This window comes from Rhodococcus sp. NPDC058521 (assembly GCF_042719695.1).
In the GTDB taxonomy this organism is placed as follows: domain Bacteria; phylum Actinomycetota; class Actinomycetes; order Mycobacteriales; family Mycobacteriaceae; genus Rhodococcus_F.
Window position 1 is genome coordinate 45,444 of the sequence record NZ_JBHXNL010000017.1, and the last position, 25,480, is coordinate 70,923.

Genomic DNA, 25,480 nt, shown 5'->3' on the forward strand with positions numbered 1-25,480 from the left:
CAGGCCCAGGCCCAGGCCCAGGCCCAGGCCCAGGTCCAGGTTCAGGCCCGGGCCCAGGTTCAGGGCCGGGGGTACCAGGGCCAGGGACCGGACCCGGGATGTTGCTGTCAGGTCCTGGGTCTGTGGGGGTGAAGTCGTCGGGTGGTGGGACGTAGGGGGTGAAGTCGTCGGGTGGGTCTGTGGGGATGAAGTCGTCGGGTGGTGGGACGTAGGGGGTGAAGTCGTCGGGTGGGTCTGTCGGGATGAAGTCGTCGGGTGGTGGGACGTAGGGGGTGAAGTCGGGTGAATTGCAGTAGTTGTTGGTTGGTTGTGGATCGCACCAAGTGGGGGCTGCAACTGCCGGTTGCGGGACGACTACCGGGGAGAGGCACACCAATGCGGCTGCGGTGATCGGAAGGAGGCCGACGCTAGCACCCGCCCACGCCGATCGGGCAGTGCAAAGCATTAGCCTCACCCCCTTGGTGATGCTCGTGAGATCATTCTTCTCCGCTCCCGTCCGGGAGACAACCGCAATTCACCCCCCAGCTTCGATCGTGATCGCCCCCGCGACCGCATAGTCGGCTGCCGGCCGGTATCGAACGATGTGGACGACGCGTGAGGTTCGGACTGTTGCCGCAGCAGGGGTGAGTTCTTTCCCTCCTCATGGGGACGATTCGGCCCGCCGGCGTCCCTAGCCTTGAGATACCACCACTTGGTCCTCCGCGAAGGGACGAAATGTGGTCCCACCATCGAGAGGAAGCTGCGCGCGATGTCCCCAGCACTTGGAATCAAGATCGGAAGCGTCGACTTCGCCACGACGGCGGACCCATCCGACGTGGATCCCGACGCGAAGATGACCGAGATCCGGCACCGTTCGATCCTGGCGATGACGGACGGAGGGGCACCGGTGCTGAAGAATGCCGGCAGCTTGCCTCGTGGGCACGGATCAGGCGCCGAGATCGTTGGCTTCGTCAGTCGTGTCGGCGATCCCGTCGACCTACTCACCGCAGACGGTTCCGCTCACCGACCGGAAGCTCTTGTCGCGGCGGCTATCCGATACTTGGTCAGATATAACGCCGGGACGCTTCCGCACGAGCCAACCATCGCTGTCGCTCACCCCGTCCACTGGGATGCGGACGCGGTCGGACTGGTTCGCCACGCAATGGACCGCGCCGAGCTGACGCATGTCGCGCTCGTATCCGAGAGCGAAGCGACTCTGCGCGCGCTGGAGGCAACCGCTGATGTTCCCGACCAGGGGGTGGTCTTGGTTTACGACCTCGGGGGGAACTCACTCGACGTCTCGGTCGTACGTAAAGGTGATCACGGTATCGACACGATCGGAACACCACTGCACAACCTGGATTTCGGTGGATCGCAGATCGATTTCCTCGCGCTGCAGCACATTCTGACAGGGGTCGAGGACGAGGTCGGCAAGATCGACGACTCGGAGCCCGCGGTCCGGGAGGCGCTCACCGAGTTGCGTGGTCGCTGCTGCCATGCCAAGGAGGTGCTGTCCGCGGAGACGGCCGCCACCGTGGAAGTCGATCTTCCCGGATTCCACAGTGACGTTCGCTTCACCCGTCCCGAACTCGAAGACTTGATCAGGGTGCCCCTCATGCGGACCATCGAGCTGACTCGACAGTATCTGCACGAGAACGACCTAGGCATCGACGATGTGGCGTGCGTTGCCCTTGCAGGAGGGGCTTGCTCGGTTCCCCTTGTGGCAGAGGTCATCTCTTCAGAGTTCCGGATTCCCGTTGTGAGCGTTGCCAACCCGGCGATGCTCTCGGCTCGGGGTGCCGCTCTGTTGTCACGGAGCGCAGCAACTCGATCGATTCGAAGTTCGGTCCCCGTCACGGCATCGAGCAAGCGGCCAAGCACAGTAACGACGCCTCGGCCGCACCACAGGACCGAGTCCCCAACTGCGTCTGCCCCGACCATCGAGTCAGCGCAGCGGCCAAGACGATCGAAGGATGGATTGGCCTCGGCCTCCCCGGTACCTGCGCGTCGAGTTCCTCCGGCGCCAGTTCTTTCCACCCCACTTGTCGATTCTGGTTTGCGCGGCCGCGTTTCGCATCTCTGGGGCCGCCGCGCAGCGCTGGCATTGGCCTCCACGGCAGTTCTCGTTGCCGGTGCTGCTGCCACCGTCGGCGCTGTCGTTCTGGGAAGTGGGGCTCAGACCACAAACCCTGTAAACCCGGTGCCTTCCGTCATGGCAACCGAGGCGGTGGTCTCGCCCCCGCTCGAGGCAGCCCCCGTTCCCGGTTCCCCCGCTGCGGATGCTCCAGCCCGACTCGCACCGGCTCCGATACGGGCATCCGAGCCGCGGCACCCAAGGCCCGTCCTCCAACCTCCCGAGACCGCGGCGAGGCCGGTCCCACCGGTACGCGACCGGGGTGCGCAGTCCGGCAATACCCACACCGACAACGCTTCGTCGCGTTCCGATGTGTCGCCCCAGCCTCCTGCTCAGCTGCCTGCCGATGTGTCCGAGGCTCCTCTTGTCGATGTGCCCATTCAGTCACCGGCAGATACTCCTGCTGCTCCCCCTGTCTACGCGCCTGCACAGCCGCCCGCCGACGAGGCCGACGAGGTCGCTGACGCACCGGCGGAACCGGAGCCTGAGCAATCCCCCGGCCAGTCGGAAACCATCCCGCCGGAGGGCGACTCCACTACCTCGTCCGGTGGTGACGAAACTGCACCAGGTGCCGACACGAGCGGCGCCGACGAACAATAGCCGCTAGAAAGTGAAGGCAAGACGTATCGAGGTGCAGTCGATCAGAGTTTGCGCAGCTCGCTCAGTACGCCCTCGGCGCTCCGGGCCGCGGCGAGGCATGCAGCGGCAGTGAACTGGTCGGCGAGTGGGTGTTCGGCACGTTCACGCCACAGCTGTACCTGAGCCAACGCGACCTCACGGCCCAGTCCCGCGACAGCGAATGGTTCGAGTCCGAGCCGTTCCGCATGTCCCGTGCCGAATGCGCCCAGCACGCGTTGCAGATCGTCGAGTTCGTCCCTGGACAGCCGCGTTTTGACCGATCGGAGTTTTCCGAGCATCCGAAGTTCCTGAAAGCCATGAACGTTCTTCAACAGTCTGGTGACCTCACGGTTGGCTTCGTTTGCCCGTGGGTTCGGATGCTCGGCGTAGATTCGTCGTAGCAATTCCAGAGCGGTGTGGACTTTGAGGTCCTCGGACCGTTGCCCGAATTGGATGTCGATGACGCTCTCGAGTTCACTCAACCCGCTCCGGGCCAGAAGCCTGTCGGCGAGAGTGGGGGAGTCGGCGACGCCGAGCCGTAGTTGGGTCAGTGCCATTCGGATTCCGAACAGTCCGAATCTACGTATCAACTCCCCACGCACTCTGGCATCGAGCGGCAACGGGCTTTCGGTGCGTTCGAAGCGGTCCGAGGACAGCAGCGACAGTTCCATATCCTCTGGCGTTACCGTCGTCAACTTACGGAGGGCCAGAAAATCGCTCTGACGCAGTGTCTTCGCAGAGAGCGCCAGCAGGCCGGCTACCGGTACCGCGGTTTGGCACAGGCCGGTCAACTCGAGTTCCCGCGTCACTTCTTTCGCCACGTCTCGTGCCGAGTGCATAGCGTCGAGCCGTCCTGATCCGAGCTCATCTGCTCGACCGATCACGCCGATAACCCCGAGTGGCCCGGCCTGTCCTCCGACGTGCCCAGCGATCTGCCGTAGGAACGCGACGTCCGTATCAGTCAACGTGCGAAACAGATACACGACCGCATCTGCCTCCGCAGCACCGGATTCGGGTGTGAGAAGCCGCAGGGTCCTTGCGGAGACTTCGCGTGACAGCGAGGAAGTTCCAGGGGTATCGATCAGGGTGGTACGAGAGAGGGTGCTCGCAGGCCAGCCCACATCGATTCGGTCCACTGCCGCTGATGTCAGCGTCCCGAGATCGAAGGTGAGATGTCCGTCGACGCGGCGTACCGGCACGTTCATCGCTGCTCCGTCATGGCAGCGTGCGGTAACCGATGGGGTCGAGCCGTGCCGAAACCACGTGACGATTCGAGTGCATTCGGTTGCATCGGTAGGCGCAATGCTTTGGCCGACAAGTGCGTTCAGTAGTGTGGACTTTCCTGCTTTGAGGGAACCGGCCAATGCGATTCGTAGAGGTTGATCCAATCGTTCGGCCCCGGCGGACAACTGGTCGAGAACGTGCCCGTTCCCTTCGTACAGTCGTCGTGTCGTAGCGATGAGATCGCGTGTGCGGTCGGTTGTGGCGATGGCGGTCATCTTTCAGGGCCCTCCGACCGGATCTCGGTCGCGCGATGACGCAGATCAGCCATCACCGTCAGTTGGTTCTCCAATGCGCGTGCCCGTTCTTCGCGTTCCGCCACTTGAAGATTTGCAGATTCATTGGCCGCCTTGACGGACTCCTTCAGCGACCGGATCGATTGCTCGGCAATGCCCTTGAAATGGTCACGGAGCAGTCTCTGCGTGAGCCGGAGTCGATCGCGTGATTCCTTGTGTACGTGGAAGGAGACGCTGTCGAGGTACTGCCGAACAGCGGTCTTCGCTTCGCCTCGGCGCCGCGCGAGTCGTTGCGTGCGGTCCTCCTTGTACGCCCGGGCCCCCAGCAAGACGCCCGCGCCCAAGGTGATGGGATTCATCATTGCCAGCCCCAACATCGTGGCGCCCATCCCGAACATCATGGCACCGCCGAATCCACCGCGCATCCCCACGAGCAGCTTCTCAGTGATCCCAGCCTTGTTGGTGTCCAAAGTTCCGACCTCGAGCGAGGGGTCGATGATTGCAGTCCCACCGATACCGCTGAGTTGAGGAAGGTCCACCTCGTTGTCCTCGGCTGCGAAGCTCGCCGCGACATCGCGTGCCAAGGCCTCCGACGAGTCATAGGCCCACAAGAAGTTGTCGCCGACGGCGGATGCGACCTGATCTTGCAGCCATTCGGTCAGTTCCGCCCAGATGCGACCGGGGTCGTTTTCGTCGATCGTTGTCTCAGCTGCCTGCACTATCAGACGCATTCGGTTGCGGAGGTCGTGATCGATGTCGGCATTCAAGTCCGATATCCCGTCGTTGAGAACCTGCTGCCACTGAGCCGCCACCTTGGCCCGCGCCTCAGCTGCGGTCTTCTTCACCCGCAATTGCTCGATCAAGCGTTCACGTACGTCCGGATCTCGGAGCGCCGCGAGTTCGGACGCGAGTCCGATGGAAAGGTGTTCTGCAATGGAGTCGAGCTCGTCTGCGAAGCTCATTCTCCGATGAACCGATGCCTCGGCCAGTGCCCTGTTCCGCAGGAAGGCGACCAGTTCGGTGAAGCCCGATTCGGAATTGAGATCGTGGTCTTTCAATCGCAGCGCGTGGGCGCGCAGCACCGATGACACCGGAATGAGTCGTGTCGATAATCCTGCCGACGTCAGGTGTCGTCGATCGGCGTCGAGGATCCGTCGCCAGTCCGGGTACATATCCGTCTTCGTCAGGGCAATCACCGCCGCCGGGCACAGGCCTACGACCTGACGGATGAAGGTGACCTCGGGTTCGGTGAATTCTCGACTGGCATCCGATACAACTACCGCGGCATCGGATGCGGCGAGAACGTTGAGAACCTGCGGGGTATGCGACTGCCCACTTCGCCCCATGCCGGGCGTATCCGTTATCGCCATCCCCTCCGCGAGGAGGGGACTGCTGACGCCGATCTCGGCTCGAATCACCGGATTGCCCTCGGCGTACTCGGAGGTTGACAGATCCGTACCGATGTCCGCAAGTGGCATCGGAACCTCGATGGGTTTGGGACGACTCGGATCGGCAATCACCAGCGTCGCCGAGGCCGTCTCTGCGTGCCGCACCCGCGTTGTCACCGTGGTGCCGCCGTTTACTCTGCACGCAGGTAGATTGAGCAGGGAGTTGATCAGCTCGCTCTTTCCCTGTCGCACTCCTCCTACCACTGCAACCTGCACCGACGTATCGCTGATTCGGTCGAGGGATGTTTGTAGGCGTTCCTCGAGGTCGCCACGATCGGCTGTGCGCAGAATGGATCGAACTGTTTCCATCAGTGCGGGGTCGATCGGCAGGCCGTGGAATGGTGCCGACGTTGCCTCATTGCTGTGCGGTATCGCGGCCGATTGACTCATCGCGTACTCGCCACTTCCCACAACGGAGATCTCTGTAGGCGGAACTCTGTCAATGAGGGTACTCCCGTCACGAGGCCCGCGCAGGCTGCAGCAGGCGGCGTGGTCGGTTGCAACTTGGCCAGATAGCTGGTCGCGCCAACGTTTCAGTTGGCGCGACCAGTTGTCGTGCGGGCGTCAGGCGAGCATCACCCAATGAGGCTGATCTCGGCGGACGTATCGATCTCGTTGGTATCGTGCTCGGAGTTGTCGGTCGTCGATCGGTCGACGGACTCGTCGTTGTACGAATCGTTGGTGGACTCGTCGTCGAACGAATCGTTGATCGACTCGTCGTTGTACGAATCGTTGACCGATTCGTCGTTGAACGAATCGTTGATCGAGTTGTCCTCCAAGTAGTCGACATTGCCGGTTGACGACGTGGTGTCTCCGAAGTCGATGTTGATGTCTTCGACCTCCGATTCACCTGCGACATTGGTGGATTCGGTGTCGCCTCCGCCGTTGGTGTCGCCGCCGAAGATCCCGCCTCCGAATGGGCCGCCCCCGGTGTCGCCACCGCCGTTGGTGTCACCGTTGGTGCTGCCGCCCGCGGAGTCGATGTTCACTTCCTGGTTCCGGCTATCGGTCACGTTGGAGGTGTTACCGACACTGTTTCCGTTGCCGTCCACCTCGGTCGAGTTGTCCGTGTTGCCGCTGCGGTCACCGGTGATGTTGCCCTCACCCTTAGCGTTGCCGTCGCCGACTTGGTTGTCATCGCCCGTCACGATGGGGCCGCGGTTATCGCCGCCGACCGCAGCCCCGCTTTCGCCGGTATTGATTCCGGTGGCATCCTCGGTGGTCGCAACCGCACCGTCGCCGTTGGCATTCGCGGCCTTCTGGTTGAACTCCTGCGTCAGATCTCCGCCGTCGGTGTCGATGTCCTGATGCACACTCTGGTCGGTGTACGAGTAATGGTTGTTGACGATCTGCTGAAGTGCCTGGGCCGGCGCCGCTGCCGGCAGAATTTGAACAGCTGATCCTCCACCCGACAAGACGGACGTGCTGCCTGAGAGCCCCGAACCTGAGAAGCTGGACCCCTGGGGTGAGAAGCCGGATCCGTTGCTCGAGAGTCCGGATCCGTTGCCGGAGAAGCCGGATCCCGAGAAGTTCGATCCGCCACCCGAGAATCCGGAGCCGGCACTCGACCCCGACGATCCGGAATCGCCGCCGACGAAACTCGAACCGCCGCCGGGAACACATCCGGCCAGTGTCGGCAGAACGTCGTTGATCTCGGCGACGCTGATGTCAGCGAGCCCGGCGTCCGACAGGCTTCCCGTTGGATCGGCGTCGAACTCCTCGGCTGCTTCGCGATCGAAGAGCAGGTCCAGGATGAAATCGAAAATTGCGGTGTCAGACATTGGATTCTCCATTGATTCGGGTCGTCGATCGCCCGGTCTGGCGATTGAATTACGAGCCCTGAATCTCAGCGATCACATTGGTTTCGGAGATTTCACGTTTTCGGGCTCTGAAACGATTCTGGCGGCCGGCGGCCGGCGAATCGTCCTCAAAAGGGTGGAGAATGCTCACCCCAGTGGAAGGGCGGGCCACCGTCGACAGCTTGCTACTTGGGTGTAGGAGGCTCGTGTGGCGCAGAGAAGCTGCAGACGTTGGAAGCTCAGGGCTACGACCCGAACATGCCCTGGGTGTCGTTGCTGATCTGCGTGCGGAGGTCGTTGAGAGGGTTACGGGGTGCATAGAGAGTGACGGTAGGGCTCACATTTCCACTGCTAGGGGGGCACTCGAAGTAGGTAGGGTAAGTGCCATCGGGTAACGGGCCTGAACGAACGCCGGATGCGGTTGTAGCGACGGCGGTGCCGTCCACCCACACCGCGCAATCGGCGGCAGGCGTGCCGTCCCATTCGACGGTCCATTCGGTGGGACCCGGTCCGGTCGTGATGGAGATGGTCGGTGGTGTTGCAGCGGAAACGGGGCCGGCACCTACGCCGAGGCCCAGAATCAGTACGGGGGCGAGGACGGCCGCAGAAAGTGCGGTTCGTCCGGTCTTGTTCTTCATGTTCCTAGACTTCCCAGAACCGGCGACGGACCTGCAGCAGTGGGCATCCTAATCAAGCTGGACGGCTACTAATCAAGTCCGACGCTGCGGTCTTCGACGACAGGTGCGCTACTCGGCCCGCTGGACGGTCCGTCAGACCGGGACAGTCAAACTGATTGCGTCACACGTCGTCTCTTTGGTGGCATCGAGTTCCGATCTGCCGATCGGCGAGACCATTACCGCCAATGGTGATAAAGAAACCCTAATCCGCCAGGTCAATAGATCTCAAGTGATGCGTTGACTCGAAAGATGGCTGTGAAGGGAGCAACCTGCGGAAGGAACCGACTCGTTGGCCAGCTTCGTGGATACCCTCCCCGGGTGTGAGGAACCCGACGAGCGCAAAGGGCGGCCGTTGAGTTCGTCGTTGTCACATCGAAGCCGGGCTGATGGTCGGCAGTATCGATGCACTGTTGGAACTCGTCGTACGAGTAAACGCCACCCCTTGCGCATTTCGAATGCTGTGGCGTTGAATTATACCCACAGGGTGACGCTGTTCACTCGATTGCAGCGCGTTCCTCCACCCCTGCCAGCCCGTGGAGACGGACAACTGATGTCCGGCGTCACCGCCATGCGATTGGGGATGTCTGATGCGTGCGCGTTCGATCCCGTTACGGGGGCCTCGCTCTCCTGCCCCTTGCTGTCGCTGCCGCAATCGCGCCATCCCATCACCGACCGTTGGCGCCGCTCCTTTGGATGTCGGCGATGTAGTGGAACTCCTGAAATCGCAAGATGGTCCTCAGGACGGTCAGGTGCTGGAAGCGCTGCGCCACATTGCCTCCCGAGGATTCGAATCAACCACTGTGTTGCCGGATGGGATCGTGTCCAACACAGTGTTCGGGTCGTAATACTGGTCCAGAGCAATCTGATGTCCGAATCCGCACAGATCGAGATCCGGGAGCACGGTCAGAAGGTCCGCTACGTGACCCTCGACCGCGCTCTCGTGATCGGTCGGGACTGCGCCGGTGAGAATGTTGCGGACGAAGGCGTTTCGAGACGACATCTCAAGTTCTTGCCCAGTCCGCTCGGCTTGTCGGTTGTCGACCTCGACAGCCGGAACGGGACATACATCAACGGCACCCTCGCGGACGGACGTGTAGAGCTCCGGACCGGCGATGTCCTCCGCGTGGGCGGCACGGACATCGTCGTCAGGGCAATACCCGGCAGCCGGCTGCCCGTTCGTCGTGTGCCGGAAAGCCGGGCGACGATTCGTACCGGCTTTGCCATACCCCGACCTCCACCCGTGCCGTTGCCGTCACCGGTGAATGTGGCGCCACGATGGAGCGTGCGGAAAGCGTTGCGTCTGGTTTTCGTCGGCCCTGGACCGAGTTCGAATCATCCGGCGGTGCGAAACTATCTGGAGTTGCCCACACGCGTCCCGCAGCCTTTGTGGCACATCGCTCAGGTGATCGCCGTCGTCGCGTATCTTGCGCTGTGCGTGGCGATGTTTCTCCGGCCGGCCGGCGCGATGTTCGCCTTCTTCGGTGTCATCGTGCCGTTGTTGCCCATCGTGTTCTTCGTTGCGCCAGGACTCTGGCGCAACATCTGTCCGCTTGCGGCATCGAACCAGGCGCCACGCCTGTTCGGTTTCAGTCGTGCGGCGACGGTGCCCGAATGGCTGCGTCGGCGCGTGTATGTAATTGCGGCGGCGCTGTTCTTCGGAATCGTCTGTGCCCGGCTGGCGCTCTTCGACAACAGTGCGGGGGCGACGGGGGTGCTGCTGTCGGTGGTGATTGCCTCGGCCTTCGTGGGCGGTGTCGTGTTCAAGGGTAAGAGCGGATGGTGTAGCAGTATCTGTCCGCTGCTGCCTTTGCAGCGCGTTTACGGACAGACTCCGTTTGTGACCGTGCCGAACAGTCATTGCCGACCGTGCGTGTCCTGCACGAAGAATTGCTACGACTTCAAGCCACACATGGCACATCAGGCGGACCTGGTGGATGCCGATACAGCGTGGAGTGCGCCGCGAAGGCTGTTCGTCGCTGCGCTGCCCGGACTCGTCCTCGGATACTTCACGCTCGCGAATCAGATCGACCTGTCCGATTGGGCGCTCTATCAACGTCTGGTGCTGTATCTCCTCGTGAGCGTTGGGTCGTTCTTCGCTCTGGACGCGTTGTCGAACGGCGCCACGGTGCTGATCGCGGCGGGTTACGCGGCGGTGGCCATCAATGTCTTCTACTGGTATTGCAGCGTCGTTCTGGCCAATTCGTTCGCGGTCGTCACCGGTGTGGACATTCCCTGGGTGCGGTGGCCGATCCGGATTGCGGTGGCACTCTTGACCGTGGTGTGGATATCTCGCACCTACTGGAGCACGCGCGCAGTGCCCGCAGGTGACGATGCGTCCGCGCCGCAGAAGGAGGACCGCTCTTCCGATTCGGCCCTGCGGGCGGAGACCGCTACCGAAAAGGCTGAGGTCCGGTTCCTCCCGGACGGTCCTGTTGTGTCGGCAGAGGCCGGCATCAGCTTGCTCGAGGCTGCGGAGCTTCATGGGATTCCGGTCGAGGCGGGGTGTCGAATGGGGGTGTGCGGTGCCGATCCGTTTGCAGTCCTCGAAGGGGAAGAGTGCCTGTCGTCGCCGGACGAGGAGGAGCTCGACACACTCCGACGATTGGGCCTGGCGGAGAACACTCGAATGGCGTGTTGCGCCCGGCTGAGGGAGGGCACCGTCACGGTCTCCACCAGTCCAGGCTCCGGCAGTCCGACTCGCGGCAGCAGGCCGGGAAATTTCGATCGATCGATTCTGAGTGTGGTCGTGCTGGGCAACGGGATCGCCGGGGTGACGGCGGCCGATTTCGTCCGGCGCGGTCACCCGGACTGTGAGATTCATGTGGTTGGGCGAGAACCACTTCCGCTGTACAACAGGATGGGTATCTCACGCCTTGTGTACGGGCGCTCCGCCATGGAGGGTCTGCATTTGCTCACCGATCAGTGGTACGCGGACCACGATGTCACCGCATGGCTGAACACGATCGCGGTGCGAATCGACCCGGACGGACGACGGGTGACACTGGGGACGGGAGACACATTGTGCTTCGACCGGTTGATTCTTTCGATGGGAGCTCGCAGTGCTGTACCCGCGATCGAGGGATTCGGCATGCCAGGTAGTTTCGTGCTTCGAGAAGCAGGTGATGCCATGCAGATTCGAGCGTATGCGCAAGAACACCGTTGCCGCACGGCTGTTGTGGCAGGTGGTGGCCTTCTGGGATTGGAGGTGGCCTACGCGTTGAACGAGCTCGGCATGAAGGTGACTGTTCTCGATCGAGGAAACCGACTGATGGACAAACAGGTGGACGGCCGGTGCAGCCAGCTCGTCGAACACCATTTTGCGCGCGCAGGAATCCGTGTGATTCATCGCGCCGAGGCGGCGGTGGCGACCGGAAAGCATCGTGTCCACGAGGTGACGCTGGTCGACGGAAGGGCGTTGCAGTGTGACGTCTTGTTGGCTTGTGTCGGGATCGAACCGGAGGTGGAACTGGCGAGAGAAGCGGGTATCGCCGCGAATCGTGGCGTCCTGGTCGATGACCGAATGCAATCCAGCGTCCCCGACATTTTCGCGGCCGGCGATGTCGCCGAACATGACGGACGCGTACTGGGATTGTGGCCGATAGCCGCCAAACAAGGTGAGGCTGCGGCGATCAACGCGCTCGGCGGTGACGTACAACTGCGGTCGGAAATTCCGGCCACCATCCTGAAAGGGGTGGGGCTGGAGTTGTTTTCGATTGGTCGCGTACACCGCATGCGCGGCGACGAGGTGATCACCGTCGATGATCCGTTCGTGCCGTCGTACCGCCGTCTGGTGATTTCAGACGGCACCGTCGTCGGCGCTCTGATACTCGGGCACCATCCCGAAGAAATCGCGGCAGTGACCGCAGCCGTCAAGTGCAGTATCGCCGTCGACGAAGCGATGATGCACGGGCTGCGTGCCGGTGGATGGGGACTGCTCGCGCAATCCTCCGAACGGTAATGCAGCCGGAGTCGGGAACCTCTTCCCGCTCTACCGATATCGCCCAGGTAGAGCCATACTGGATGAGTCGCCACCGGAGGTTGCTGTGAACGGTACGCGCGCAACAAGTGAGCCGTCCGTTCGGGTGGAGCGTTGCGACGTCTGCATCGTCGGGGCAGGTATTGCCGGCATCAACGCCCTATTCGTCGCGAGCTGCTACCTGTCCCGTTCGCAGAAGGTCATCCTGGTAGATCGTCGCGGCCGGTCTGGCGGTATGTGGGTGGACACGTATGCGTATGTGCGACTGCACCAACCGCACGGCTTGTTCACTGCTGGCAACATCAAGTGGACTCTCGGCCAGGATCGTGCATATCTGGCAACGAAGAGCGAGGTGCTGGCCCACTTCGAACACTGCCTCGAGGTCGTGAGACAACGAGTGCAGGTGGACGAGTACTTCGGATGGGAACTCGAGTCCCATGACGAATCGGACGGAGTTGTGCGTATCACCTGCCATTCCTCGGACGGCCACCTGATGATCGTGGAGGCGAAGCGACTGATCAAAGCGAGTGGATTCGGGATTGTGCCCAACGACCCGCTCGAAATCTCCAGCTCGCGGGTGACATCGGTGTCCCCGGATTATTGCGACATGCGGGGGGAAGAGATTGGGGCGAGCGACGCCCCTGTCTGGATCGTGGGCGGTGGAAAGACTGCAATGGATACCGCTCACACCCTGATCACGCACTACCCCGGTCGGGAAGTGAACCTTGTGGCCGGTTCAGGTACGTACTTCTCGAACCGTGACCGCTTGTTCCCAGCCGGGGCACGACGATGGTGGGGCGGCACGCTGGTGACCGGTATCTTCGTGGAAATGGGTCGGCGCTTCGACGGGACCAACGAGATCGATGTTGCCACCTGGATGCGCGACACCTACGGCACGTGGTTGACCCCCACCACAGGCAACTATCTTCTGGGAGTCCTCTCCGAAGCGGAGAACAAGACTATTGCAGCAGGCCTCAACGAGGTGATCATGGATCACGTCGTCGACGCCGTCGATCGCAATGGAGAGACCGACTTGATGTTCCGCAGCGGGCTGTCGAGGACGATTCAGCCGGGCAGTTGGATTGTGAACTGCACCGGATACGTGCTCAAGGGCGACAAGCCTTACGAGCCGTACGTTTCCGAGGGTGGCGCCGTCCTCTCGGTGCAACCACGCTCTGCCACACTCCATCTGACGTCGTACACGGGCTACTTCCTGACCCATCTACTGTTCCTGGACAAGCTCAGGGACCTCCCGCTGTACGAACTCGACGCGCTGGATCTACGGAAGAAGTCGAATGCGGTATTTCCGTACGCGGTCGGATCACTGACCATGCACAATCTGAGCCTGATGCTCGACAGCGTCCCGAACAAGGTTCTTCTCGATTGCGGACTCGACCTCGATCACTGGTACCCGTTGCCACGCCGCATGATTGGAACGATGCAGTTCATGCTCACACACCGCCGCGGACGTGACCACCTTCGCGACACCTTGGACATTGTGCGCGAACGATTCGATGTCCGCTGCGGCCCAGTGATCCACAGCTGAGAACATCCGCGGACCATCCGTCCTGGATCGTGACCCGTCCCTCGAATACCGGAATGTTAGCCTGTATCCGCGAGACAGGGGTTCTTCGTCCTCGGCGACGAGAGGTACAGTTCAGCCCAGTCGAACACTGGGGGCGCAGAACGACCAGTCGACTTCCGGGTCTGCCTGGACCTAATTCTTCCCTGGACGTCGACCACCTGATCCGCACCGTCGCACACAGCGACGGAACGGAGCCTCGAGAACCCAGGGGTCCGGAGGGCCCGAAGGCGCGCTCCACTACCTGCTGTCATCGGCCGCGCACCTCGAGATCGCTGTCCGGACTCGTTCGGTAGGTATACACCCGCTTGCCCAGGCGAATGCTCCAGCCGGGCTCTAGTCGCATCGGTTCGGAGCCGACTCTTGTCCAATCGGTACTTCCCGGTGCGGCAGCGAATGTTCCGTTTGCGGACTGCCCGTCCTGGATTGTGACCTGTTCGTCAGCGACCGCTATGTGCGCCTGCACCCGCGAGACGAGATCGTCTTCGTCCTCGACAACGAGAGGCACAGCCCTGCCCAGTCGAACGGATTCGTGGCGCCAGGGTTCGCGGCCCATGACGTAATTTCGATCCAAGGGGACGCTTTTGCCGTCGTCGGCGACGAGCGTCGCGACTACCGCCTGCACGGCCATTGTCTCGGACGGCGGAGGGAACGGTCGAGGTGACGGTGCTGTCCGTTCGAGTGGCGGGGCCGCGCGCTGGGTCGGTTCGGGTTCCGCGTGAGCGTCGGCGATTCGGTCGGGTTCTGGCGCCGCGTTGGTCGCCGATTGCACGATGAAACCTGCGCCCGGAACCACACCTGCGCGCAGATCCGATTGCGGATCCACCTCGGCTGCGGTCTCGGTGAGAAACACGGAGACCGTGGTTGCCGATTCGGGCACCATCTTGTCCATCCAGGTGTATGCATCGTTACCGGCAGCATTGTGCACACCATCGAGATCGGCGATCTCGGCCCGCGCGCTTCCATGCAGTAACACCACACCACCGCTCGGCAGTGGTAGGTAGACGCCGAATGGCCCGATTGGCTCGTCGCTGTGTTCGGCCAGCAGACGTGCGATCCGCCAGGGAAGAGCCCCGACCTCGGTCGTTGCCCTCAGCAAGGTCAGGAACCTACTGGTGAGCGGTTCCAGGCGGGTGATCACCACGACTGCGTCTTTGTAGAGGGCAACCACGCCCTCGCCGCCCGGCATGACCGAAACCTTGTGCTCCGGACGCTCCATGACGAGCCCCTTCCACGCGCCCCGTTTCCAGGATCTCAGAATTGAATCTCAGGTGCTACGTCAGCTGATCTTGCGGCGGTAGACGATTGTGACGCCGGCGTACGCGACGACGAGGATGCCGACGCACCAGCCAACGGCGATCCAGAGAGCCGCGCCAGGAGACTGTTCGGTGAGTAGGGCGCGGATCGCGTTGACGATGGCGGTCACCGGCTGGTTCTCCGCGAAGACGCGTACCGGGCCAGGCATCGTGTCGGTGGGCACGAAGGCGGAGCTGATGAACGGTAGGAACACGAGCGGGTAGGAGAAGGCGCTCGCGCCGTCCACGGACTTCGCGGTAAGCCCGGGGACCAGGGCAAGCCACGTCAACGCCAGCGTGAACACGACCAGGATGCCGATAACCGTGAGCCACGCGAATGCGTCGGCGCCTGAGCGGAATCCCATCATGAAGGCAACACCCAGAACGATCACCAGCGAGGCCAGATTGGCGACCAGCGAGGTCAGTACGTGTGCCCACAGCACGCCCACACGAGCGATCGGCATGGATTGGAAGCGTTCGAAGATCCCGCTCTGCATGTCCGAAAAGAGCCTGACCGCGGTGTACGCGATTCCGGAGGCGATCGTGATGAGCAAGATGCCGGGCAGGAGGTATCCGACGTACGAATCGGTACCGGTCTCGATCGCGCCGCCGAACACATACACGAACAGCAACAGCATCATGATCGGCATGATCGCCGTGGTGACGATGGTGTCCGGGCTGCGTGTGACATGGCGCAGGGTCCGCCCGGTCAGTGCGACGGTGTCGCTGAGGCCATATGTGGTCATTATCGTTCTCCGGTCGTCAGGGTGAGGAACACGTCTTCGAGGGTGGGTTGCTTTTCGACGTACTCGACCTCGGCTCGAGGCAAAAGCTGTCGGAGTTCGGCGAGGGTTCCGTTCACGAGGAGTCGACCCTCGTGCAAGATCGCGATGCGATCGGCAAGATGCTCGGCCTCGTCCAAGTACTGGGTGGTCAGCAACACCGTCGTGCCGCGCTGGGCAAGATCTTCGACCGCCTCCCAGACCTCGATGCGCGCTTCGGGGTCGAGCCCGGTGGTGGGCTCGTCGAGGAAGATGACCGGTGGGTCACCGATCAGGCTCATCGCGATATCGAGACGGCGGCGCATCCCGCCCGAGTAGGTCGACGTGCGTCGCCTGCCCGCGTCCGTGAGGGAGAAGCGTGTCAGTAGATCATCGGCGATCTTGGCGGGGTCGGGCAGGTGTCGAAGCTTCGCCACGAGCATGAGATTCTCACGGCCACTAAGTATTTCGTCCACCGCGGCAAACTGTCCTGTGAGGCTGATGGAGGCCCGCACATCACCCGACTGGGTGTCCACGTCGAAGCCGCAAATTGTGGCGGTGCCTGCGTCCGCTTTCAGCAAGGTGGACAGAATCTTCACGAGCGTGGTCTTTCCGGCCCCGTTCGAGCCGAGCAGAGCGAAGATCGAGCCCCGCTCGACTTCGAAATCCACCCCGCGCAACACCGGCAGATCCAAATACGACTTCTCCAGTCCCTGCACCCTGATCGCGTGGACCGCATGCGCACTCATGGCCGATCCTCGCTTTCCGCGCGGGTGATCGCCGACGTCAACCGCTGCCTTTCCTTCTCGACCCAGGAGCTGCCCTCGTAGTTCCGCAGGAACTCCTCCGCGAACTCGACGGGGTCGGCTCCGACCACATCTCGGATCGAAATACCATCGGCCGCACTTTGTTCGAAGAGTTCGGCGAGATCGGCCAACATCGACAGCAGGCTGTCCGGTTCGCCCGAAGGCCCGAAATACATCAGATACCGCTCCAATGCCCCGGCTGCAGTGCGGTAGCCCAGCGGTAGAGCCGCGACACGCGCCTTGTATTCCCGCCAACGGCGCTTGTCGGCGAAGCCTCCGGTGATCCTCTCGATCAGCGTCTTCATGGTCATTGCCCTTCTTTGCGAAGTTGTTCGAGTTGGTCTGTGAGCGCGCTCCAGGTGGTCCAGAACTCCTCGAGCTGTTCGTGCCCCTGAGCGTTGAGCGTGTACACCTTGCGAGGTGGACCCTTCTCGGACGGAACCTTCTCCACGTCGACCAGCCCACGCTTCTCGATCCGCACCAGCAGCGCGTAGATGGTGCCCTCGGCAATGTCGGAGAAGCCTCTCTCGCGCAACCACAAAGTGATTTCGTAGCCGTATGCCGGGCGTCCGACAAGGATCGCTAGAACGATGCCCTCCAGGGTTCCTTTGAGCATCTCCGTCATCTGCTTGCCCACGGTCGCTTCTTTCTACTCAGTGTTACTGACTACTGGTAGATAGTATCACTGAGTACTGAGGTGACAAGAGGTCTCGGTGTCGAGGGACGACGGCCGCCGAGTGTCGGTTTCCTGCGAGGGTGAATCTCACGGCTTCCCCGTGCTCGCGACTCACGTGCTGCTCGCGATCCCGAACTGTTTTTCCACGGTCGAGCGAGGGCTTCGGTCGGCAAGCGTGAACCGCTCGAGTCGTGGATCCCACCTACGGGTGAGTGACAACTCACAGACGCTCTTCGGCATCAGCCGGTGTAGGATCCTCAAGGTCAGTTGGCCGTCGGGGCATGCGAGCAGGGATGAAGTGCAGTGGGGGAATCCAACGTCAGTGTGGTCGATCGGCCTGGACGTACCAAGCGCTATCTGTGGTTGTTCGGCGCAGTGGTCCCGCTCAGTCCGTTTCTGGCGTGGGGGCTCGTAGAGTTTCTCGGCCCGGGCATCTTCTGGGCATTCGGCTTGATGCTGATGGCCTTCGTGATCCCGCTGGTGGATCTGTTCACGGGCCCCGACAAGCACAACCCGAGCGACGAAGAATCCGCGGCGCTCGAGAACGACGTCTTCTACCGCTGGTGCACCTATCTCTTTCTCCCCGCTCAGTATGCTGGACTGGTGTTGGCGTGCTACCTGTGGGTGAACGCCCCGATGGGCTGGCCGGAACGGTTTGCCCTCGCCTCGACCGTTGGAGTGGTCGCGGGAATCGGCATCAATGCCGCACACGAACTCGGGCACAAGCGCACCGAGCATGAGCGATGGTTCGCGAAGATCGCTCTCGCGCAGTCGTTCTACGGCCACTTCTACGTCGAGCACAATCACGGACACCATCTCCGGGTGGCGACGCCCGAGGACGCAGCGTCTGCGCGGTACGGCGAGACCTACTGGCAGTTCGCACCCCGCTCGATCGTCGGCGGTATCCGCTCGGCCTGGGCCCACGAAAGCGCCCGATTACGACGCCGTGGCAAGCGTGTATGGAGCCTGGAGAACGACGTGCTCAACGCGTGGGCAATGAGCGTGGTTCTGTTCGGCGGGCTGATCGCCGTGTTCGGGTGGGCGGTGGCGCCGTGGCTCGCGTTCCAAGCCGTCTTCGCAATCCTCATGCTCGAGTCCGCCAACTACCTCGAGCACTATGGTCTGCTGCGTGAGCGCAAGGCCAACGGACGGTACGAGCGGTGCTCCTACCGGCACAGTTGGAACAGTGACCACTTGTGCAGCAACCTGTTTCTCTATCACCTGCAGCGGCACAGCGATCACCACACCAACCCGCTTCGGCGCTACCAAACACTGCGCACGATGCCCGAGGCTCCACAACTCCCGGCCGGCTACGCCGTGATGATGTGGCTGTGCCTCGTGCCGAGCCTCTGGCGCAAGGTCATGGACCCGCGCCTGCTCGAGCACTACAACGGCGACCTCACGAAGGTGAATCGCGGTTAGTTCCGCCTCTTGACCTTCGACCAACTCGAAGGCTCATGATTGCGGAGTGCCTGACCAACCATTGATGTCGATCGGCGAATTCGCTCGCGCAAGTGGGCTGACGTCGAGTGCGCTGCGCTTCTACGCTGACTCCGGACTCTTGCTTCCCAGCGAGGTGGACGCAGGGTCGGGGTACCGCTATTACGCCGCTGACCAGGTGCAGCGCGCGACGCTGCTCCGCCGCCTACGCGGGACGGACATGTCACTCGCTACGGTGTCGGGAGTTCTGGATGCCGACCCTGCCGAGGCAGGCCGCCTGATCGACGAACACGTCGTCGCCATGGCCGACAACGCCCGCCGCGCGCAACGCACGGCGCGGGAGATCAAGGCCGCGCTTTCCGGTAGTCCCAGTCTTCCTGTCGCCGTGTTGAAGGGACCGGTGTTGGCGTCTGCCGTGGAGCAGATTTTGGCCGCGACTGCGCGGGAACCCGGGCATCCGATTCTGGGTGGAGTGCGGATCGAAGTCGACCTCTCGTCCGCCACCTTGACTGCCACCGACCGTTATCGGCTCTCGATGAGGTCGCTGGTACCCACGTCGACGCTCGCGGATGCCTGGACAGCCACGGTGGACGGAGACGATCTGCGGCTGGCGATCCCGGATATTCGCCGCAGCCCTTCGGTTCGCCTAGAAGCAACCGAACGCGAACTGTGGTTGTCGACCGACAACCGTAGTGATCGACATTGCCGGATTCTGCAGGACGAGTTTCCCGACTACCGCCAGATGCTGGACTCACTCGGGCCTGCGGTCCAACGGATCACGGTCGACAAGCAGCAGTTCCTTCGTGCCCTCGAAGAACATTCGGGGGATCGGATCAGGCTGCGGGCAAGTGGCACCGAGCTGTTGACCGCGTCAGGTGAGCATGGTTCCGAGCGCACGCTTCCGGCATCGGTCGACGGCGAGAGCGTCGCCATCTGGTTCGAGATGACCACGTTGTATCCGGCCGTCGACACGGCGATCGGACCCGACGTGATGATCGATATCCGCGACACCGGCCAACCCGTCACCATCCGTTCCGCAGACCGCGGCGACCTGTCGACGGTTGCCATGCCCATCGAAAGTGGAGTCTCATGACCGATACTCGAACATCTACCCAACCCAGCACCGACACCACCATGGACGCCATCACGCGGGCGGTGACTGCAGGCCGTGCAGGAGATGTCGACGAGGCGCGACGTGACCTGCTCGACCTCTGGCAGGCGATCGGTGTCGCGGGCGACGGCCTCCACCGCTGCGCGCTGGCGCACTACCTCGCCGACCTGTACGGCGATCCGGCTCAGGCGCTCGCTTGGGACGTTCGCGCCCTCGACGCGGCAGATGCCCTGACCGACAGTCGAGTCCAGCAGCACCAACACAATCTGCGGATTGCCGGCTTCTACCCGTCACTGCACCTCAATCTGGCCGACAACTATCGGCGGCTGGGTTCCTTCACTGCGGCGGCAGAGCACATCGACCAAGCGCAGCGGTGCTCGCTGAACCTCGGGAACGACCCGTACGGTGACATGATTCGTGGAGCGATCAGTGAGGTCAGTGCTGCCATCGCCGCGAAGGACACGCGCAGGAGAACTTAGACGACAACGAACTGCGCCCCACCGGAACCCGGTGGGGCGCAGTTCGTTGTGCGCTACTTGCCTGGCGGCTTGACGCCCGACTTGAAGCCGAGCCCGCCCTTGGCTGCTGGGGGAGGCTTGGGGGCCTCCTTCTCCGCCGCGGGGGCCTCGGTTTCCTTGGGGGCCTCCGGCTCTTCAGTCTTGGGCTCTGCCTTCGGCTCTTCAGCCTTGGGCTCGGCGGCCGGCTTTGCTGCTGCGGGTGCAGCCTTGCCTGCGCCCGGTGCCTTTGCGCCGCCCTTGAATCCGAGTCCGTTCTTGGCCGCCGGAGGTGCCTTCGGTGCTTCGGCCTTGGGATCCTCCGCCTTCGGTGCCTCGGTCTCAGACGCCTCGGGTGCAGCGGCAGCGGGTGCGGACTTGCGTGCGCCCGGTGCCTTGGCTGCGCCCTTCATGGAGAGCCCGCCCTTGGCTGCGGGCGGACCCTTCGGCTTCTCGGCTGCGGGTGTCTCGGCGGCTGTGGCCTCCGACGACTCCGTGGCGTCCGATGTGGCTGCGGGGGCCTTGGCTCCGGGAGCCTTGCCTGCGCCCTTCATCTGGAGGCCCTTACCGCTCGGTGCTTTGCCTCCACCCTTCATCGCGAGGCCACCCTTGGCAGCCGGTGCAGCCTTGGGCTTGTCCGACTCGGTCGCGTCGTCCGGAGCTTCTGCAGCGGCGGGTGCCGATGCCTTCGCTCCGGGCGCCTTGCCGCCGCCCTTCATGGCGAGTCCGCCGCCACCGCCGGGTGCCTTGGCGCCGGGGGCTTTACCGCCGCCCTTCATGGCAAGTCCGCCACCAGCGGGTGCTGCCGGCTTCTCGGTCTCGGCTGCTTCCTCGACCTCTTCGACGCGATCCTGCTCGACGGTCTCGGCCTTGGCCTCTGCTGCCTTGGCAGGCTCGGCGGGCTTCTCGCGGGGGATGACCTTGATGTTCTCGGTCAGCTTCTCCGGCTCGAGGCGCGTGATGGACGACAGCATCAGCTGCGCGACGTCCACGACCTCGACGCCCTCGCCCTGACCCGATTCCTGACGTGCGGTGACGCCGTCGGTGAGCATCACGCGGCAGAACGGGCAACCGGTGGCGATCTTCTTGGTGTCCGTGGTGAGCGCCTCGTCGACCCGGTCGATGTTGATGCGCTTACCGATGTTCTCTTCCATCCACATGCGGGCGCCACCGGCACCACAGCACATCGAACGCTCACCGTGACGCGGCATCTCCTTCAGGGTGCTGCCGGACGCGGCCATCAGCTCACGCGGTGCGTCGTACACCTTGTTGTGACGACCGAGGAAGCACGGGTCGTGGTAGGTGACGTCCTCCTGCACGGAGGCGACGGGAATGAGCTTCTTCTGCCGGACGAGACGGTTGAGCAGCTGAGTGTGGTGAACCACCTCGTATCGCCCGCCCATTTCCGGGTACTCGTTGCCCAGCGCGTTGAAGCAGTGGGCGCAGGTGACGACGACCTTGCGCTTGCGCTGCTCGACACCCTCGAACACCGTGTTGAACGTTTCGATGTTCTGCATCGCGAGTTGCTGGAACAGGAACTCGTTGCCGGCACGGCGAGCGGAGTCACCGGTGCAGGTCTCGTCCGCACCCAGAACCATGAACTTCACGCCTGCGGTGGCGAGGAGCTCCGCAACGGCCTTGGTGGTCTTCTTCGCACGGTCCTCGTAGGCGCCGGCGCAACCGACCCAGAAGAGGTACTCGTAATCCTCGAAGCTGTCGGCATCCTGGCCGAACACCGGGATGTCGAAGTCCATCTCGCCTATCCAGTTGAGACGGTCCTTGGCGTTCTGACCCCAGGGGTTGCCCTTGTTCTCGAGGTTCTTGAAGAGGCCGGCCAGCTCGGACGGGAACTCCGATTCGATGAGCACCTGGTAGCGACGCATGTCGATGATGTGGTCGACGTGCTCGATGTCCACCGGGCACTGCTCGACGCAGGCGCCACAGTTGGTGCAGCTCCACAGGGTCTCGGCGTCGATGACCGGTGCCGGCTCGTCGGCATCGATCATGGCGTCCGTCTCGCCGACGAGCTTGCGGTCGGCTTCCTTGCGCGCAGCCTCGGGGATGGCGTGCAGCTTGTCTTCGTCGGCGTTGCCCTCGCCGTCGACCAGGCCGACCTCGTCGCCGCCCATGTCCTTGCGGCCACCGGCCAGCAGATACGGGGCCTTGGCGTAGCCGTGGTCGCGCAGCGACATGATGAGCAGCTTCGGCGAAAGCGGCTTACCGGTGTTCCACGCGGGGCACTGCGACTGGCAACGACCGCACTCGGTGCATGTGGTGAAGTCGAGCCAGCCCTTCCACGAGAAGTCCTCGATGTTGCCGGCACCGAACGTGTCGTTGTCGGGATCGGCTTCTTCCATATCGATGGGCTTGCCACCGGACATCATGGGCTTCGCTGCGCCGAGTGCGACGCCGCCGTCGTCCTCACGCTTGAAGTAGATGTTGAAGAACGCAGAGAATCGGTGCCAGGCGACTCCCCAGCGGATGTTGCGACCCACGACCGCGAGCCACACCATGCCGGACATGAGCTTCACGAAGGCGAAAATCGACACCATCTCCGGACTTTCGGGAAGCAGCTTCGCGACGTTCATCGTGAAGAAGTCACTCCACGCGTTGGAGTGCCCGTAGGTGGCGATCTTGCCGGCCTTGACCAGGATCATGCCGAGGCCCTCGAGGAGGACGACGAACTCGACGAAGTACGCGGCGCGGAAGTCGGAGCCGCCGAAACGCGACAGACGTGCGGGAATCCGCGGGTGGTTCAGCTGGCGAATCACCATCAATGTCACGATGCCGACGACGGTGCCGATGCCGAGAAGCTCGTCCCACAAGTGCCATACGAAGGTGTTACCGAAGAGCGGCCAGTGGAACTCGGGGTTGAACGTCTGGCCGTATGCCTCGAACCAGAGCAGGAAGCCGCCGAGGAAGCCGATCATCACCAGCCAGTGGGCCCAGCCCACGGTACGGAACTTGTTCATCCGCGTGTGTGCGATGAACTCGACGATCATCGTCTTGAAGCGCGGGAAGAATGGGCGCCAACGGTCGGGTGCGGACTGGCCGATTCGGATGGTGTTGAACATCCGGAGCGCACCGCTCAGGAAGAAGTACCAACACACCAGACTCAGCAGTGCACCAATCGTGCCCAACGTGATCGTCAGGGCATTCATGTCGCGGCCTTTCGTTCGGGGCGGCGGGCGGCCACCGCGGGACTGCACGTGATCCTAAACCCAGCAAAGTTACTGACGGGTAACTTTAGCGGTGTTACCGCTCGGTAACAAGGGCTGAGGTGCGCAGCGGAGACATCTGAGTGATCACGTTATGCCGTCTGATATGGACGGTTCACCGAAGGATTGCCTAACTACGGTGTCGCGTTCCGTCCGGCGAGGAACCTTGCCGTTCTGTGAAGGGGAGGGGCTGGGGCGTTACCGAACCATGAATGTCCGAACTGCCTTTACGGACCGCCGCTCGAAGTAAAGAGGGTCGTGGAATAAATTACACCGAAGAATGTGCTCCGGACGGCTGTCGGTTATTCGAATTATTGTCCTTTTCGTCTGGTTGCTATACGGGGTCTGACCTGGAACGAGTCACTCTGGTCACATTACCCACCGGTAGTTTGATTGAAATCGACATTTCTGAGATCAATGTGAACGGAGTCGCATTCGGCTGCTACGATGACTCCGGTTTCAGCCGCGGTTCCAAGCTCAGGAGCCGCAAGACGCTCAACCTCAATGTCAGACTGGGGGGTGCCGTTCGTTCGGGGGGCGCGCACCAACTTTTCACAGAACGGAAATAAGAAACATATGAAGCTCCGCAAGTTCGCCGCTGTGGCGACCATGATGGTTGCGTCGATGGGTGTTGCTGCCGGAACCTCCTACGCAGCCCCCGCTCCTGCTCCGGAGCAGCCCGGGATCAACTACGAATCCAAGATCGAGGACAAGTCCGTCGTCACCACGATCGATGCAGGCGCATTCAAGGTCGCCGGCAACGGTGAAAGCTTCGAGATCAAGGACAACAACGGCAACACCGTCGTGTCCCTGCCCCTCGCCGTTCAGCTCGACGGGCTCGAGTTCCCGCTCGAGGAGAAGATCAGCGAGGACGGCCGCACCCTCACCCTCACCCCGGAGACGGACCCGGCCAAGGCCACTCCGGTTGCTCCGAAGGACCGCATCGAGGGAATTGCACTCAAGGACGTCGCCTCACCTGAAGAGAACCTCGTCGCTCAGCAGACTTTCGGCGCCCAGTTGGGAATCGCCACCGCCACCGGCGGCCTCGTCGGAACCATCATTGGATGTGTTGCGGGCGGGCTCATTGGTATTCCAGCCGCGGTCGTCCCCGGGTTCCTTGGCGGTTGCGCTGCAGGTGCCGGGGTAGGTGCCGTTGTTGGCACCATCGTGGTTGGCGGTCCGGCTCTGATCGCCGCCGGAATCGGCCTGGGACAGACCTTGCTCGCCGAGCCCGGCACTACCGTCTACGCCAAGTAGCCCCACCAGAGGTAAAGAAGAGGAACCACCATGGAGATGTTCAACGTCCTGTTCAAGGTCTTCGGCTACGTGTTCACGATTGCCACGAACGCGCTCACTCTGATGTAGACAGAGTTCGGCAGCACCAGAAGGCGGCCCGCTACCTATCGAGGTAGCGGGCCGCTTCGTGTTCTGGGTGCTCGACTACCCCGTCGCGGGGTAGTCGCTCCGGATGGCGATACGGTTCCACATGTTCACGGCGATCGCCAACCACGTGATCGCCGATACCTGCTCGTCGCTGAGTGAGCCGTTGTCCCAATCACGGCGCTCCGGGACCGGTAGTCGAGTGACCTCCTCCGCCAGGCGAGGGCTGCCTGCTCCTGTTCGGTGAAGTACTGGGATTCCCACCAAGCGGCAACCACGGCGAGTCGGTCGGTCGACTCACCCCTTGGCGATCGCGTCGCGGGTATGCACGCGCCATACGGAACGCGTACCCGTTGAGCTGGGACACCCGAATCTTCACGAGCTCGCCGAGTTTCGCGTCGAGCCCAGACCAAGTCATGGCCTGACCGGTCTCCTTGCCCAATGCCATGACCTGTTTGTAGGCGCCGGATGCATCTTACTGAGATTCACGCGCGACAGGCTTCGAAGCCACTCGGGAAACAACTGAGGCCCGGCAGCAAATGCCGCCGGGCCCCAGATGTTCAGCGGAT

At 62.6% G+C, this 25,480-nt stretch carries 17 protein-coding genes and 1 pseudogene; 7 read left to right on the forward strand and 11 right to left on the reverse strand.

Annotated features, from left to right (window positions below):
- The first annotated feature begins 748 nt into the window (after positions 1–748).
- Positions 749–2,713 carry an Hsp70 family protein gene (locus ACFWO3_RS20245; protein ID WP_378581097.1) on the forward strand — a complete coding sequence of 655 codons (1,965 nt, stop codon included), beginning with the start codon at positions 749–751 and terminating at the stop codon, positions 2,711–2,713.
- Between the two features lie 41 nt (positions 2,714–2,754).
- On the opposite strand, the gene ACFWO3_RS20250 is transcribed toward ACFWO3_RS20245, so the two are convergent.
- From ACFWO3_RS20250 to ACFWO3_RS20265, 4 genes are all read right to left on the reverse strand, one after another.
- Positions 2,755–4,230, reverse strand: coding sequence for a dynamin family protein (locus ACFWO3_RS20250; RefSeq protein ID WP_378581098.1), 1,476 nt, complete (start codon positions 4,228–4,230; stop codon positions 2,755–2,757).
- A complete protein-coding gene (locus ACFWO3_RS20255; protein WP_378581100.1) occupies positions 4,227–6,086 on the reverse strand; it encodes a dynamin family protein in 1,860 nt (619 codons plus the stop codon). Before ACFWO3_RS20255 ends, ACFWO3_RS20250 begins: the two co-directional genes overlap by 4 nt.
- Before the next feature lie 185 nt (positions 6,087–6,271).
- Positions 6,272–7,477: an IniB N-terminal domain-containing protein gene (locus ACFWO3_RS20260; protein ID WP_378581101.1), complete on the reverse strand. Its 1,206-nt coding sequence runs from the start codon at positions 7,475–7,477 to the stop codon at positions 6,272–6,274.
- Positions 7,478–7,740: 263 nt separating this feature from the next.
- A complete protein-coding gene (locus ACFWO3_RS20265) occupies positions 7,741–8,133 on the reverse strand; it encodes a hypothetical protein (RefSeq protein ID WP_378581103.1) in 393 nt (130 codons plus the stop codon).
- A 904-nt stretch (positions 8,134–9,037) separates the two neighbouring features.
- Here ACFWO3_RS20265 and ACFWO3_RS20270 point away from each other — a divergent pair.
- The gene (locus ACFWO3_RS20270; RefSeq protein WP_378581105.1) at positions 9,038–12,130 is read left to right on the forward strand and encodes an FAD-dependent oxidoreductase; all 3,093 of its coding nucleotides are present in this window, start codon (positions 9,038–9,040) and stop codon (positions 12,128–12,130) included.
- An 85-nt stretch (positions 12,131–12,215) separates the two neighbouring features.
- Positions 12,216–13,694 carry an FAD-dependent oxidoreductase gene (locus tag ACFWO3_RS20275; protein WP_378581106.1) on the forward strand — a complete coding sequence of 493 codons (1,479 nt, stop codon included), beginning with the start codon at positions 12,216–12,218 and terminating at the stop codon, positions 13,692–13,694.
- Positions 13,695–13,980: 286 nt separating this feature from the next.
- Here the strand turns inward: ACFWO3_RS20275 and ACFWO3_RS20280 are convergent, their stop codons facing one another.
- From ACFWO3_RS20280 to ACFWO3_RS20300, 5 genes are read right to left on the reverse strand one after another with little or no spacing between them, the layout of a single operon-like run.
- Complete coding sequence (locus tag ACFWO3_RS20280) at positions 13,981–14,949, reverse strand: FHA domain-containing protein (RefSeq protein WP_378581107.1); 969 nt, start codon at positions 14,947–14,949, stop codon at positions 13,981–13,983.
- A gap of 60 nt (positions 14,950–15,009) precedes the next feature.
- Positions 15,010–15,771 (reverse strand): ABC transporter permease, encoded by a 762-nt coding sequence (locus ACFWO3_RS20285; protein ID WP_378581109.1) that lies wholly within the window; start codon positions 15,769–15,771, stop codon positions 15,010–15,012.
- Positions 15,771–16,535 carry an ABC transporter ATP-binding protein gene (locus ACFWO3_RS20290; RefSeq protein ID WP_378581110.1) on the reverse strand — a complete coding sequence of 255 codons (765 nt, stop codon included), beginning with the start codon at positions 16,533–16,535 and terminating at the stop codon, positions 15,771–15,773. Before ACFWO3_RS20290 ends, ACFWO3_RS20285 begins: the two co-directional genes overlap by 1 nt.
- Positions 16,532–16,903 carry a DUF1048 domain-containing protein gene (locus ACFWO3_RS20295; protein WP_378581111.1) on the reverse strand — a complete coding sequence of 124 codons (372 nt, stop codon included), beginning with the start codon at positions 16,901–16,903 and terminating at the stop codon, positions 16,532–16,534. Before ACFWO3_RS20295 ends, ACFWO3_RS20290 begins: the two co-directional genes overlap by 4 nt.
- The gene (locus tag ACFWO3_RS20300; RefSeq protein WP_378581113.1) at positions 16,900–17,229 is read right to left on the reverse strand and encodes a PadR family transcriptional regulator; all 330 of its coding nucleotides are present in this window, start codon (positions 17,227–17,229) and stop codon (positions 16,900–16,902) included. Before ACFWO3_RS20300 ends, ACFWO3_RS20295 begins: the two co-directional genes overlap by 4 nt.
- Positions 17,230–17,571: 342 nt before the next feature.
- Between ACFWO3_RS20300 and ACFWO3_RS20305 the strand changes: the two genes are divergently transcribed.
- The 3 genes from ACFWO3_RS20305 to ACFWO3_RS20315 are packed head-to-tail and all read left to right on the forward strand — an operon-like array spanning position 17,572 to position 20,298.
- Complete coding sequence (locus tag ACFWO3_RS20305) at positions 17,572–18,690, forward strand: alkane 1-monooxygenase (protein WP_378581114.1); 1,119 nt, start codon at positions 17,572–17,574, stop codon at positions 18,688–18,690.
- Between the two features lie 46 nt (positions 18,691–18,736).
- Complete coding sequence (locus tag ACFWO3_RS20310) at positions 18,737–19,801, forward strand: MerR family transcriptional regulator (protein WP_378581115.1); 1,065 nt, start codon at positions 18,737–18,739, stop codon at positions 19,799–19,801.
- Positions 19,798–20,298: a hypothetical protein gene (locus tag ACFWO3_RS20315; protein ID WP_378581117.1), complete on the forward strand. Its 501-nt coding sequence runs from the start codon at positions 19,798–19,800 to the stop codon at positions 20,296–20,298. The genes ACFWO3_RS20310 and ACFWO3_RS20315 overlap by 4 nt, the downstream gene beginning before the upstream one ends.
- A 53-nt stretch (positions 20,299–20,351) precedes the next feature.
- Here ACFWO3_RS20315 and ACFWO3_RS20320 read toward each other — a convergent pair whose 3' ends face one another.
- Positions 20,352–23,474, reverse strand: coding sequence for a (Fe-S)-binding protein (locus tag ACFWO3_RS20320; protein WP_378581118.1), 3,123 nt, complete (start codon positions 23,472–23,474; stop codon positions 20,352–20,354).
- 633 nt (positions 23,475–24,107) lie between these two features.
- On the opposite strand from ACFWO3_RS20320, the gene ACFWO3_RS20325 reads away from it, so the two are divergent.
- Positions 24,108–24,788, forward strand: a complete 681-nt coding sequence (locus tag ACFWO3_RS20325) for an ammonium transporter (RefSeq protein ID WP_378581119.1) — start codon at positions 24,108–24,110, stop codon at positions 24,786–24,788.
- A 183-nt stretch (positions 24,789–24,971) separates the two neighbouring features.
- Here ACFWO3_RS20325 and ACFWO3_RS20330 read toward each other — a convergent pair.
- Positions 24,972–25,409 (reverse strand): annotated as a pseudogene (locus ACFWO3_RS20330) (carboxymuconolactone decarboxylase family protein).
- Between the last annotated feature and the right edge of the window lie 71 nt (positions 25,410–25,480).